General features: G+C 41.5%; 13 protein-coding genes. 3 read left to right on the plus strand and 10 right to left on the minus strand.

Features of this window, described 5'->3' with window-relative positions:
• Positions 1 to 59: 59 nt before the first annotated feature.
• From ABFY09_RS01550 to iscR, 8 genes are all read right to left on the minus strand, one after another.
• Entirely contained in the window at positions 60 to 485 is a 426-nt protein-coding gene (locus ABFY09_RS01550) for a SufE family protein (protein ID WP_347982534.1), read from the minus strand.
• Between the two features lie 118 nt (positions 486 to 603).
• Positions 604 to 1,134: a putative Fe-S cluster assembly protein SufT gene (gene sufT, locus ABFY09_RS01555; RefSeq protein WP_347982535.1), complete on the minus strand. Its 531-nt coding sequence runs from the start codon at positions 1,132 to 1,134 to the stop codon at positions 604 to 606.
• Positions 1,135 to 1,140: 6 nt separating this feature from the next.
• Complete coding sequence (locus ABFY09_RS01560; protein WP_347982536.1) at positions 1,141 to 1,491, minus strand: iron-sulfur cluster assembly accessory protein; 351 nt, start codon at positions 1,489 to 1,491, stop codon at positions 1,141 to 1,143.
• Positions 1,492 to 1,500: 9 nt separating this feature from the next.
• Positions 1,501 to 2,718: a SufS family cysteine desulfurase gene (locus tag ABFY09_RS01565; protein ID WP_347982537.1), complete on the minus strand. Its 1,218-nt coding sequence runs from the start codon at positions 2,716 to 2,718 to the stop codon at positions 1,501 to 1,503.
• A gap of 11 nt (positions 2,719 to 2,729) precedes the next feature.
• The gene (sufD, locus tag ABFY09_RS01570) at positions 2,730 to 3,989 is read right to left on the minus strand and encodes a Fe-S cluster assembly protein SufD (protein ID WP_347982538.1); all 1,260 of its coding nucleotides are present in this window, start codon (positions 3,987 to 3,989) and stop codon (positions 2,730 to 2,732) included.
• A 3-nt stretch (positions 3,990 to 3,992) separates the two neighbouring features.
• Positions 3,993 to 4,778, minus strand: a complete 786-nt coding sequence (gene sufC, locus ABFY09_RS01575; protein ID WP_347982539.1) for a Fe-S cluster assembly ATPase SufC — start codon at positions 4,776 to 4,778, stop codon at positions 3,993 to 3,995.
• A gap of 13 nt (positions 4,779 to 4,791) precedes the next feature.
• A complete protein-coding gene (sufB, locus tag ABFY09_RS01580; protein ID WP_347982540.1) occupies positions 4,792 to 6,228 on the minus strand; it encodes a Fe-S cluster assembly protein SufB in 1,437 nt (478 codons plus the stop codon).
• A gap of 74 nt (positions 6,229 to 6,302) precedes the next feature.
• Entirely contained in the window at positions 6,303 to 6,791 is a 489-nt protein-coding gene (gene iscR, locus ABFY09_RS01585; RefSeq protein ID WP_347982541.1) for a Fe-S cluster assembly transcriptional regulator IscR, read from the minus strand.
• A gap of 293 nt (positions 6,792 to 7,084) precedes the next feature.
• Here iscR and ABFY09_RS01590 point away from each other — a divergent pair, with 293 nt between their 5' ends.
• Entirely contained in the window at positions 7,085 to 7,576 is a 492-nt protein-coding gene (locus ABFY09_RS01590) for a hypothetical protein (protein WP_347982542.1), read from the plus strand.
• A 94-nt stretch (positions 7,577 to 7,670) separates the two neighbouring features.
• Here the strand turns inward: ABFY09_RS01590 and ABFY09_RS01595 are convergent, their stop codons facing one another.
• Entirely contained in the window at positions 7,671 to 9,692 is a 2,022-nt protein-coding gene (locus ABFY09_RS01595) for an NADPH-dependent 2,4-dienoyl-CoA reductase (protein ID WP_347982543.1), read from the minus strand.
• Positions 9,693 to 9,787: 95 nt separating this feature from the next.
• Here ABFY09_RS01595 and ABFY09_RS01600 point away from each other — a divergent pair, with 95 nt between their 5' ends.
• Positions 9,788 to 10,399 carry a TetR/AcrR family transcriptional regulator gene (locus ABFY09_RS01600; RefSeq protein WP_347982544.1) on the plus strand — a complete coding sequence of 204 codons (612 nt, stop codon included), beginning with the start codon at positions 9,788 to 9,790 and terminating at the stop codon, positions 10,397 to 10,399.
• Here the strand turns inward: ABFY09_RS01600 and ABFY09_RS01605 are convergent.
• A complete protein-coding gene (locus ABFY09_RS01605; protein WP_347982545.1) occupies positions 10,385 to 11,293 on the minus strand; it encodes a DMT family transporter in 909 nt (302 codons plus the stop codon). The genes ABFY09_RS01600 and ABFY09_RS01605 overlap by 15 nt on opposite strands.
• A 106-nt stretch (positions 11,294 to 11,399) precedes the next feature.
• On the opposite strand from ABFY09_RS01605, the gene ABFY09_RS01610 reads away from it, so the two are divergent.
• Positions 11,400 to 12,332 (plus strand): LysR substrate-binding domain-containing protein, encoded by a 933-nt coding sequence (locus tag ABFY09_RS01610; protein ID WP_347982546.1) that lies wholly within the window; start codon positions 11,400 to 11,402, stop codon positions 12,330 to 12,332.
• The last annotated feature ends 490 nt before the right edge of the window (positions 12,333 to 12,822 follow it).

Consider the following 12,822-nt stretch of genomic DNA (forward strand, 5'->3'; position numbering starts at 1 on the left):
ACGCTCCAAAACTCTATCAAATAACAAAAACAGCTAACAAAATATAAAGCACAGACTAATTAAACCGCCGCCTGTGCAATACTTTTAATTCGACTAACAATAGAACGCAACCCGTTGCCTCGGGTTGGGCTCAAATGACGTTCAAGATCCAATTCTGCAAAATAACTTGAGATATCAAATTCTATGATTTCTGCTGGCATTTTATGGTTCAAAGCCGCCAATACAAGACCCAATAATCCACGAACAATAATGGCATCACTGTCCACAGAGAAAACCAAAACTTCTCCTTTAGCAGCATCTTGCTCGGTACCAGGCTGAATCCAAACACTACTCTGACAACCTTTTACTAAACGCTCAGGTGTACGCCAGTCTTCATCAAAGGCAGGCAAAGATTTACCTAGATCAATTATGTACTTGTACTTATCTTCCCAATCATCAAAAAACAATAGGTCATCTACGATATCTTCTGTACTAGGTAAGGACATAATTCCCCTCTTTTGGATTAACGCCACAAAAATAGAAAAACGGCACTTAGTCTATTACTAAGGCCGCTTCGTATTATATTCGACTTCACTTATCTACATAAGACTTAGCCAAGAAGCATTAGAAGAAAAGCCCTGCTTCTAATTGCGCTTCTTCGCTCATCATTTCTCGCGACCAAGGCGGGTCAAATACCAACTCAACGTTGACATCTTGAACATTCGGCACTTTCGCAACTCGGTATTTTACGTCACCAACTAACACAGGCCCCATACCGCAACCTGGCGCAGTTAATGTCATATCAATCAAAACAGTTTTGCTTTCTTGATCCAATTCAACTTTATAAACCAAACCAAGAGATACTAAACTAATCGGAATTTCCGGATCAAAAACCGTATCTATTGCCTGCCAAACTTGATCTTCATTGATATCACTGGTGCCCAAGTCTGCAAACTCTAAAACCTCTGGCTGCTGGCCAATTGCTTCCGCATCGGTTCCGTCAATACGCAGCATATTACCTTGCCATGTGACTGTGTAATTACCACCAAGGCTTTGGTTAATAGTAATAAATTGACCTTCTGGAATACTAACCGGCTCACCGCTTGGCACTCGACGCGCAGGACAAGCACGCTGCGTTACGACCATTTTCTGCATGAAACATTAACTCACACTAAAGCTTTCGCCACAGCCGCATTCAGCCACAACGTTAGGGTTGTTAAATTTAACCACTTCGTTAACGCCTTCGCGCACCAAGTCAATCTCTGTTCCATTTAGCATATCAACTGATTTTGAATCGACAGCCAGTGTAACACCATCAAAAGACAAAACCGTATCTTCACCAAGAGGTTCACTCACTATTTCTAGAACATAAGAAAAACCAGTACAACCGCTTTCTTTAGTACTTAAACGAATCAATTTACCTGGTTGCTTAACCAGTTTAGAAGCAAAATATTTCTGCGCAGAAGCGGTTAAAGAAACGCTAGAGACAGGATCAAACGTTGTTGCTGTCATTGAAACCTCCTAAGCCAACATTGTGCGCACTTTTTTCAGCGCAACAAACAAAGCATCGACTTCTTCTAATGTATTGTAAATTGAGAAAGACGCACGCGCAGTGCCAGGCACATTAAAACGCGCCATCAAAGGCTGCGCACAATGATCTCCGGTACGGATGGCAATACCTTGGCGATCCAATAAAAAACCAATGTCCGCTGGATGACCTTGATCCATAACAAAACTCAAAACGCCAATTTTTTCCTTTGCAGTACCAACAATGGTCAAACCTTCAAATGCTTCTGCCAATTCAGTCGCACGGTCTAGTAGAGCTTTCTCATGAGCCGCTACGGCCTTTTGATCTAATGCACTAAACCAACGAATCGCCTCACCCGTCGCAATAGCATCGCCCACATTGGGCGTTCCCGCTTCAAAGCGATATGGCAATACGTTCCAAGTTGCCTCTTCCAAGGTTACCGTGGAAATCATCTCGCCACCGGTACGCCATACAGGCCAATTTTCAAGAACGGACTCTCGCCCCCAAAGAACACCAATTCCCATCGGCCCATAAAGTTTATGCGCCGAGAAGACATAAAAGTCACAAGCAATGTCTTGCACATCAGCCCAACCATGCGCCGCACCTTGTGCACCATCAACCAACACCCAAGCACCAAACTGCTTTGCTTTGGCGGTCATTTCTTTAATTGGGTTAATCGTACCTAATGCATTGGATACATGAGGAAAAGCCACAAATTTGGTTTTATCACTCAACATCGCATCATAAGCGTCTTGGTCGAGCTCACCTTCATCTGTTATAGGAACTGTTTTTAAGGTTGCACCAGACGCTTTACACGCTTGCTGCCATGTCACCAAGTTCGCATGATGGTCCATTCCTGTTGCAATCACTTCATCACCAGGTGACAACAATAAGCCAAGGCCGTTAGCAACAATATTAATGCTTTCTGTTGTACCGCTAGTCCAAATCACTTCTTCGCGTTTTGACGCATTAATAAAGTCTTTAACAATGTCACGAGCCGCTTCAAATCGACGAGTGGCCTCATCCGCAAGACGATGTGCACCACGGTGAACGTTAGAATTGCACGTCGTATAATAATCAACCAAAGCATCAATGACGCATTGCGGCTTCTGTGTCGTGGCCGCATTATCTAGATAAACCAAAGGTTTACCATCAATTTCACGTTTAAGAATAGGAAATTGATCACGGATAGCTGCTACATCAAAACTCATTCGACTCTCGCTTATTTCACTTCCATCTGCGCAAAACGCTCACGAATAATAGGACGAATCCACTCCGCTAACGCCGCATTTGGCATTAAATCAATCAACTCATTGATGAAACCAAAATTGAGCATCACCTGTGCTTTTGAACGGCTTACACCACGAGTTTGCAAGTAGTACAAAGCTTGCTTATCAATTTGAGCTACCGTTGCACCATGAGCACAACGCACATCATCGGCGTAGATCTCAAGTTCAGGTTTGGTGTTGATTTCTGCTGTGTTCGACATTAACAAATTACGGTTATTTAATTCTGCTAATGTCTTTTGAGCATCACGATGAATGTGAATACGGCCGTTGAAAACAGCACGAGAAGAATCTGCAGCGATACAGCGCACATTCTCTTCTGTTGTGCCATTTGGCATAGCATGTTCAACCGTTGCATGAAGGTCAAAAAGCTCTTTACCATCCAACAAGTACATGGCATTCAACTTAGCATCTGCAAATTCGCCAGCATGAATAATATCTGTATCAAGGCGAGACAAATCACTCCCAAAAGCAACGATCGTACTGTGCATTGTTGCATGATCCAGTAAATTAAAGTGGCTACCGCCAATGGCAATATTTGAGCCCGTTTGCAAAGCAAAGCGATAATGTTCAAGGTGCGCTTTTTTAGCAATGTCGTATTCAACAAAAGCTGTGCTTAGCGTTTCACCAGCAGCTTGTACATCTTCAATAACCGTTAAACGAGAACCTTCAGCCAAACTAATTTGAACACGAGTATGAGACTCAGCACCTTGGCTTAATAAAGAACTAATGCGAATAGGCTGAGTAATTTCAGCACCTTCTGCAACCGAAACAACAACAACATCTTGAGCAAGTGCATCATTGACTAAACCAAACATATGACGCTCAGGTTTAATTCTTGAAAATGCATCTAGCGCTTGAGACTTTTGCGCATCATCAAGATTTTGACCAAGAGAGATAGACAAACCTTCTGGTAATGTTTCTGCTAACTGAGAAGCGTCAAACTTGCCATTCAAAAAGACCAGTTCAATTGCTGACAAGCCAGCCACTTCAACAGGAGACAGCTCAGTAGAAGCAGCTACAGCTTGCGCTATTGAACGCTCAACAGGACGCAGTGGCGTATAACGCCAAGCTTCCGTTTTACGGGTTGGCCAGTTGGTGTTTGATAGTAATTCAACCGCATTCGCTCGTTTAGGCGCGAGCCAATCATTAATATCTTGCGCTCGAGTAATGGCGCTTTCTAACCATTCACTCATGCATTACCCCTCAAGCTCGTCTTCTACTGGCTCTTTCTGTAACCAAGCATAACCTTGGGCTTCTAATTCGTGAGCAAGAGACGCATCGCCACTTTTCACAATTTTTCCATCAGACAAAACATGAACAAAATCTGGCTTAATGTAGTCAAGTAAGCGCTGGTAATGGGTAACAACAATGAAGCTACGATCAGCTGAGCGCTGACTATTTACTCCTTCCGCAACCACTTGTAGAGCATCAATATCTAGACCAGAATCGGTTTCATCAAGAATACAAAGCTTCGGTTTTAGCAGTAGCATCTGCATAAGCTCGTTACGTTTTTTCTCACCACCAGAGAAGCCTTCATTCACACCACGCTTAAGGAATGAAATGGGTAAATTAACTTGTTTACAAGCTGCTTTTGCTTCTTTTAAAAAGTCAGCAGATGTAATGGCTTCTTCACCACGCGCTTCGCGTTGCGCATCCACTGATGCTTTCAAAAACTCTAAGTTACTAACACCTGGAATCTCTACTGGATATTGAAAAGCAAGGAACAACCCAGCACGAGCGCGCTCTTCTGTTTCCATCTCAAGCAAATCTTCACCATTTAATTCAACGCCACCACTTTCTACGCTGTAACCATCACGACCAGATAATACATAGCCCAAAGTACTTTTACCGGCACCGTTTGGCCCCATGATGGCATGCACTTCGCCTGGTTTAATGTCTAAATTTAAACCTTTAATAATCTGCTTTTCTTCTACACTGGCGTGTAAGCCTTTTATCGTCAGTAAACTTTTGCTATTCGACATCTTCAACAATTCCTTAACCTACAGAGCCTTCAAGGCTAATTTCTAGTAACTTGCCAGCTTCTACGGCAAATTCCATTGGCAATTCTTTAAATACTTCCTTACAAAAGCCATTAACAATAACAGAGACAGCTTTTTCAGGGTCTAGACCTCTTTGACGGCACAAAAACATTTGTTCATCACTCACCTTTGAAGTGGTGGCCTCATGCTCAACAATGGCTGTCGGGTTACGACTTTCCACATAAGGGAATGTGTGCGCACCACACTGATCACCAATCAGCAACGAATCACACTGAGTAAAGTTACGTGCGCCTTCCGCTCCTGGGTTCATTCGAACAAGGCCACGGTAGCTGCCGTTACTCTTACCAGCTGAAATACCTTTGGCAATAATAGTCGACTTGGTGTTTTTACCAAGGTGGATCATTTTTGTACCAGTATCGGCTTGTTGACGCCCACGAGTTAGGGCAACAGAATAAAACTCGCCTACACTGTTATCGCCTTTCAAAATACAGCTAGGATATTTCCAAGTAACAGCAGAACCTGTTTCAACTTGTGTCCAAGAAATTTTGGCACTGGTGTGACAAATACCGCGCTTAGTGACAAAGTTATAAATACCACCTTTGCCGTCTTCATCACCTGGGTACCAGTTCTGGACCGTAGAGTATTTAATCTCTGCGTTATCCATTGCAACCAATTCAACAACTGCCGCGTGCAACTGGTTTTCATCGCGTTGGGGCGCCGTACAACCTTCTAGATAACTAACGTGACTACCTTCATCAGCAACAATCAAAGTTCGCTCGAATTGACCTGTATTTTGTTCATTGATTCGGAAGTAAGTAGACAATTCCATCGGACAGCGAGTGCCTTTAGGAATGTAAACAAAAGAACCATCAGTGAATACTGCGCAGTTTAATGCCGCGTAGTAGTTGTCTTTTTTAGGAACCACACTACCAATGTATTTTTTGATAAGTTCTGGATATTTTTGAATAGCTTCAGAGATTGGGCAGAAAATAACGCCAGCCTCTTCCAGTTTCTCTCTAAAAGTCGTTACAACTGACACAGAGTCAAATACAGCATCAACTGCCACACCTGCTAGCATTTGTTGTTCTATAAGAGGAATACCAAGCTTCTCATAAGTACGCAGTAATTCAGGGTCAACCTCGTCCAAAGACTTAGGTTTGTCTTTCATACTTTTTGGCGCGGAATAATAGGAGATTGCCTGAAAATCTATTTTTGGGTAATCAACCAAAGCCCAATCAGGCTCTTCCATTTTAAGCCATTCACGAAATGCGCTTAAACGCCATTCAAGCATCCATTCAGGTTCGCCTTTCATTTCAGAAATACGTCGGATGACTCTCTCATCCAAACCAGGTTCAAACGTTTCTGATTCTACATCAGACACAAAACCAGCTTCGTACTCCCTTGCCAGCGCCTTATCTATCTGCTCAGTCATATAAAAACTCACTCATTATAGGAACAAACACACCAAATATCAGTGGGCTAAGTTCTACTAAAATTATTCTTCACTTAATCAATAATTGCCGCGCTAATCATGTGGCTATCGACGCCACCTTGTCGGCTTTCTATGTTCTGTCGGTCGGCAACTTGCTTAACATCATTTCTATGGACCAACTGAGCCAAACTAATTTGGCTCAAAAAATCATGTATCTGGTCACTTAAATCACACCACAAATGATGTGTTAGGCACGTATTGCCACTCTGACAATCACTGCGTCCTTTGCATCCTGTTGCATCAACTGATTCATTTACCGCATCAACTATTTGAGCAACAAAGATATCTTCATTTGAACGACTAAGGCGATATCCTCCACCCGGACCTCTGACACTTGTCACTAATAGCTTTTTACGAAGCTTAGAAAACAACTGCTCAAGATAAGAAAGTGAAATCCCCTGCCGATTAGAAATATCAGATAAAGACACCGGCCCTTGATCCGAATGCAATGCCAAATCCAGCATGGCGGTTACCGCATAACGACCTTTTGTTGTCAGGCGCATAAGCTATCCAATTAAGACGATTCTTTGAGGGCGTAAATAGTACACAAAACCTACCGTTTTTATCAAGTATTTACCCGACCAATTTAGTAGGTTATTACATCAGTTAATAATCGTGGCGTATTTTACGTGTTACAGTAGAAAAACTAAACTACAGAATGTGTCATTATGGTGAATAAAGAAGCGGCACATCCGGTTTAAGACAGATCCTTCAAATAAAAGCACTTCTATCTCTTGCCCTTTTCCCATAAACAAGCACACTAATATATAAAGCAACTAATAAATGTGAATATCTCATGACTAATAACGAAGACACTCCGAAAAAAAGCTCTAAATTAATCTGGGTTGGATTTATCCTATGTTTCATTCTTAGTGTGGGGGCATCCGCCGGTGTCACCTTCTTTTTAACTCAACCGAAAGAAGCTGAACCAGTCACGTCACCAAAAGATACAGAACAAGATGCTTTATTACTCAATCTAAAGTCATCTATTGCCCAGCAAAATAGCCAATTAGCTGAATTGAAAGCTCAGAATGACGTATTAAAGCTATATCTGAGACACAGCAGCTCAACAGCTCTGAAGAACATTCTCATTAATCAGGAACAAAACATACAAGCTTATTTAGTCTTGATGAAATCAGCGATGGGTGACTTGTCCAATATTGTTCAAGGTGCTTCAGACTGGGATAACAAATATCAGTACCAATTAGATATTGCGCAGAAACGCAGTATTGAAAGAGAAGACTTATTAAAGCTATTAAAAACAGGCGAACCAAACGACACGGAATAAAAAGCACGATAGCCTAAAATGCATTCTCAGATAGGGTGAAAACATGACAGCTTTATCTGAGAATACCACCCAGAACTTCCTTCATAAAAGCAACCTACATATCGACAGCTAAAAGCGTTCCTTGTTTAATTGCAAGCTTCGCATCCAGTTCAGACGCCATATCCGCACCACCAATCAGATGTACTGTTTGAGCAATTTCACTTTCCAGTAGTCGATTCGGCTCTTGCCCTGCACAAACCACCACGGCATCTACTTCCAAACATTGATCTACACCATCAATAGAAAGATGAAGCCCCTCATCATCAATACGTTGGTATTCACATTTAGAATGAAATACCACACCTTTCGCGAGTAACTCAGCCCTATGTATCCAGCCTGTTGTTTTACCTAACTGAGATCCAACTTTGTTTTTTTTACGCTGCAGCAAAAATACCTCTCTTTCCGCTTTTTCAAAGATGGGCTTCATGCCTTCAACACCGCCTCTGGCCGCTAGAGTCGTATCAACGCCCCATTGCTTCATAAAGCTTTTAATATCTTGCTGCTTATACACCTTCTTATGTATTAGGTATTCCGACACATCAAAGCCAATCCCGCCAGCGCCAATGACTGCAACACGTTGACCAACATGAACACCGTTCATAACATCCAAATAGCTCAGCACTTTTTTATGCTCAATACCTTCTATTTCTGGCGTCCTTGGTAAAATTCCTGCGGCTAAAACCACTTCATCATATTGTGCCTCATTGAGAAGCTTGCCATCTACGCGAGTGTTTAACTGCAGACTCACTCCTGTAATCTCAATTTGCTTTTGAAAATAACGTAAGGTTTCAAAAAATTCACCTTTTCCGGGAATTTGCTTGGCGATATTAAACTGCCCACCAATATCACTCGACGCATCATACAAGGTTACCGAATGACCTCGCTTAGCGGCAGTTGTAGCAAACGCCAATCCTGCTGGACCAGCCCCAATAACAGCAATACGCTTTAATTTGTCAGCAGGGCTGATGATTATCTCTGTCTCATGACAAGCTCTAGGGTTTACAAGACAAGACGTCAGTTTGTTTGCAAAGACATGATCTAAACAAGCCTGATTACAAGCAATACATGTATTAATTTCATCGGCGCGATTTTGTTCGGCTTTTAAAACAAACTCAGGATCAGCAAGAAAAGGTCTGGCCATGGAAACAATATCAGCATCGCCACAAGCCAGAATTTGCTCAGCCACATCTGGCGTATTAATTCGGTTTGACGTTACTAATGGAACCGTTAATGATTTTCGCAACGCAGCGGTAACCCACGTAAATGCTGCTCTGGGTACTTTGGTTGCAATAGTTGGTATTCTTGCTTCATGCCAGCCGATGCCTGTACTTATGATATTTACGCCTGCTTTTTCAATTTCTAATCCAAGCTCAACCACTTCATCAAGACTGCTACCGCCTTCAACTAAATCCAACATAGATAGTCGATAAATAATAATAAATTGCTCACCAACGGCGGCTCGAATTCGCTTAATGATCTCAATGGGCAATCGAATTCGATTAGCGTATTCACCACCCCAATCGTCTTCACGGTGATTCGTTTTTGAGGTAATAAATTGATTCAGAAGATAGCCTTCAGACCCCATTACCTCAACGCCATCATATCCAGCTTTTTGAGCCAAAATAGCTGTTTTTATAAAATCTGATATTTGCTTTTCAATCCCTTCTTCAGTTAGCGCTTCGGGCTCAAACGGGTTTATCGGTGCTTGAATTGCTGATGGCGCAACCGATTTTGGATTGTATGCGTAACGCCCTGTATGCAAAATCTGCATACAGATTTTTCCACCTTCTTTGTGAACAGCCTCCGTTATCTCACGATGTTTTTCAGCATCTTGTTCGGATGTCATTGCCGCCGCACCAGCATAAACAGCGCCTTCAGCATTAGGAGCAATACCGCCTGTCACAATAAGCGCGACGCCACCTCGTGCTCGCTCAGTATAGAAAGCCGCCATACGCTCAATTCCACCTTTCATTTCCTCTAAGCCTAAATGCATAGAACCCATTAAGACCCGATTTTTTAGCTTTGTAAAACCTAGGTCTAATGGCTCGAATAAGTGGGGATAGGTTGAATGACTCATAATGACAGCTCTCTTTATTTATTACCCTTAATCTTGACACTGTCAAGATAGTTTTAAATTTTGACAGTGTCAAGATGAGAGGTTTTAATAAAAAAATGACGACATCAAAAAAGCAATATCATCATGGCGACTTAACCAAGTCGCTACTAGAAGCTGCGACCTTGATTATCAAAGAGCAAGGGGTAGAAAGCCTTAGTATGCGTAAACTTGCCGACGTAGTTGGCGTTTCAAGAACAGCGCCTTACCATCATTTCAAAGATAAAAACACGCTACTTTGCGCTTTAGCCGAACAAGGTTTCTACGAGCAAAAACAAATCCTAAGCACCCTAATGAAACAAAAACACTCAGCAAGAGAACGCTTTACTAAGTACGTATACCTCTATTTAGAATACGCTCGGCTACACAATGAAACTTATGACTTGATGTATGGCAGAACAATCTGGAAAGCAGGCAAGCCAAATGAAGCGTTAAAATTAGCATCTAAACGAACATTTAAAACATGGATTGAATGGGTAGAAGAGTTACAAGCCCAAAAAGTGCTCACCAACAGCAATACACCATTAAGGATTGGCCAAACAACATGGGCGAGCCTACATGGGCTCGCTAGGCTCTTTATAGACGGAATATATCTAGAGCAATCCGAATTATCCGATATGATAGAGCAAATGGTAAAAAACTTATGTATTGATGAGTCAACCAGCGCCTAGATTGGATCGCACATTAGATAACAGTTGCTCCTTACGTAACCTCTTAATATCTTGATGGCTCAAATACAGTAAAGGTAAAACCACAAAGAGCGAACCAATCAATAACCCAAGATCCGGCTTATTACCAAAGGCTAACCATCCCATTAGAAAAGCAAAAATAAGGCCTGAGTATTCCGCACTTGTCACTTTACTGGACGCCACATAACGATACCCAATCAAACAAGACACACTGTATAAAATAGAACAGACAGACGTCAAAGCGGCGTAAATCAATAAATCAAATTGCAGGGCCTCACCCTCCATAAGAGCCAATATTGCTGCTAATGGCAAAGCTGAAAATTGAGTAATACACAACCCACAAAACATATCTTGATTCTGTGGCAGCTTTTTAATTAACAAACTGTTTGCAGCCAATACCATCGCAAAAAGAATAGCGCTGATCATTCCCAAGCTTATTTCAGTCGGCCTTAGAATAATCAAAATCCCAATAAAGCCTAATAAAGCAGCACCAATCACCTCAAACGTTAAGCGCTCTTTAAAGAAAATAGCACCAAATAACATGATGAAAATCGGCGCAGTGTAAAAGACTGAATTAGCTGTTGCCAAAGAAAGTTCAGACAAGGAGACAACAAGCAGAACAGCGGCTAATACCCACATATTTCCACGCACAAAATGCAGTCTCAATCCGACTAGAATAGGCGACTTAGGACGATATATTTGCCGAATAAATACGATTGGCAATAACATCAAAAACATAAAAACAGCGCGAAAAAAGGTAAATTGAAAGATAGCGACATCAGGCCCTGCTAACTTAATAAATACATCGCATAAAGTGGCAAAAAAGCTACCCAAAATTAGAACAAAAATAGCGCTAGCCACGGTGCGCCCAGACATAACATCTCTCCCCTTAAATTACATTAACCGCTAAATTTTAAAGGCTTATATTTATTAGATAAAATGATATATTTAGATTAAGTATTAGTTATTTGGATAATAAAATATGCTGCCACCTCTCAAATCACTTCCGGTATTTGAAGCCGTCGCTAGACTAAATAGCTTCTCATTGGCAGCTGCTGAGCTGAACGTCAGTCAGAGTGCAATATCCCACCAAATAAGAATATTGGAGAATCACCTTGGAGAGACTCTTTTCAACCGCCAAGGGCGTAACTTAGAACTAACAACTGAAGGAAAACGTTATCTAGATGTTGTAAGTAACTCTCTTCTGCAAATAGCTCAAGCTACGAATCAAATTAAAGGTGAACAAGAAACCCATATAAGATTAGCTGTCTATAGCTCGTTTGCTGTTTATTGGCTAATTCCACGATTACCCGAACTAAAACGCTTATACCCAAACTTAGAGTTAAGTATTGAAATGAGTCATGGCTCTCCTGACTTATCTGACCGCACAGCTGATCTTTTTATTACCACTGAAAAAGAAAAAAGAGGATTTTTCTTTGAACCTCTTTATCAAGAAGAACTATTTCCTGTTTGCAGCAAACACTATCTTGAGGCAATTAAAAACAGATTAAACGTCACCTCAGATCAAGAACTCAACGATAAACTGAACACAACACCCAGCCCTTTAGCCCAGTTCTCTCTTATCACCTCTTATAGCATCTACGATCGCCATACAGAAGATTGGAAACGCTGGTTTTCAAACCTTAAACAGCCACTACCAAACACCATACAATTTCATCGATTCAGTCATCTAATGTTAGCCTATGAAGCTGCGAAGCACTCCCTTGGCATCGCACTTGTTAATGACTATATGATGAACGAAAAAAACGATGAACAGGCACTGGTTAAACTGCCTTGCAGTGGTTTCAAGACAGGTGATAATTTTTATTTAGCCTATAAAGAAAGTCGTAAAAATGAAGATATAATTCGATATTTAAGAAAATGGCTACTTGAGGAAGCTAAGACATTAGCCTAAGCCATAATATCTAAAATCGAAAAATAAAACTGAAGAGTAACAAAATGAAGGGCGGTTTTCTGCTGCATCCATGCAGCCCTGAATCATCATGAAAAGGAGACAGGGCCTCCATCCTGGATGGCTTGGGCAATCCATCACCCCCTGTCTATAAATAACACTACCAAATAGTGAATATATTATGCAAGAAAAAAAATATACTTTTTCTTGTAAATTAATCCTTCCATCTTATAAGCGCGAAAACTTTATTGATACATATTATAGGTTTTAATTTCCGCAGACGCGTTTCGCTCGCAAAACAAGCGCAAGTAAATGAACAGCAAAACACTCTCTACCAGACCTTCTCATTTCCAAATAGGCCTAAACGAAAAAGCCCGCTCTGCGTTAGCAGAACGGGCTTCTCTTAATTATAAGCTTAACGACTTACTTCTCTTACATGCGTATCTGCAATAAAAAGCCCCACACAGCATTGGCTATGTGGGGCTCTCGTGTA

The sequence above is a fragment of the Marinomonas sp. 5E14-1 genome, assembly GCF_039939215.1.
Taxonomy (GTDB): Bacteria; Pseudomonadota; Gammaproteobacteria; order Pseudomonadales; family Marinomonadaceae; genus Marinomonas.

Coding starts and splice junctions, on each gene's coding strand:
- ABFY09_RS01565 (WP_347982537.1), bottom strand. CDS start 2,718: ATGAGTTTTGATGTAGCAGCTATCCGTGATCAATTTCCTATTCTTAAA.
- ABFY09_RS01610 (WP_347982546.1), top strand. CDS start 11,400: ATGCTGCCACCTCTCAAATCACTTCCGGTATTTGAAGCCGTCGCTAGA.
- sufB (WP_347982540.1), bottom strand. CDS start 6,228: ATGACTGAGCAGATAGATAAGGCGCTGGCAAGGGAGTACGAAGCTGGT.
- ABFY09_RS01600 (WP_347982544.1), top strand. CDS start 9,788: ATGACGACATCAAAAAAGCAATATCATCATGGCGACTTAACCAAGTCG.
- ABFY09_RS01595 (WP_347982543.1), bottom strand. CDS start 9,692: ATGAGTCATTCAACCTATCCCCACTTATTCGAGCCATTAGACCTAGGT.
- ABFY09_RS01550 (WP_347982534.1), bottom strand. CDS start 485: ATGTCCTTACCTAGTACAGAAGATATCGTAGATGACCTATTGTTTTTT.
- ABFY09_RS01605 (WP_347982545.1), bottom strand. CDS start 11,293: ATGTCTGGGCGCACCGTGGCTAGCGCTATTTTTGTTCTAATTTTGGGT.
- sufT (WP_347982535.1), bottom strand. CDS start 1,134: ATGCAGAAAATGGTCGTAACGCAGCGTGCTTGTCCTGCGCGTCGAGTG.
- ABFY09_RS01560 (WP_347982536.1), bottom strand. CDS start 1,491: ATGACAGCAACAACGTTTGATCCTGTCTCTAGCGTTTCTTTAACCGCT.
- ABFY09_RS01590 (WP_347982542.1), top strand. CDS start 7,085: ATGACTAATAACGAAGACACTCCGAAAAAAAGCTCTAAATTAATCTGG.
- iscR (WP_347982541.1), bottom strand. CDS start 6,791: ATGCGCCTGACAACAAAAGGTCGTTATGCGGTAACCGCCATGCTGGAT.
- sufC (WP_347982539.1), bottom strand. CDS start 4,778: ATGTCGAATAGCAAAAGTTTACTGACGATAAAAGGCTTACACGCCAGT.
- sufD (WP_347982538.1), bottom strand. CDS start 3,989: ATGAGTGAATGGTTAGAAAGCGCCATTACTCGAGCGCAAGATATTAAT.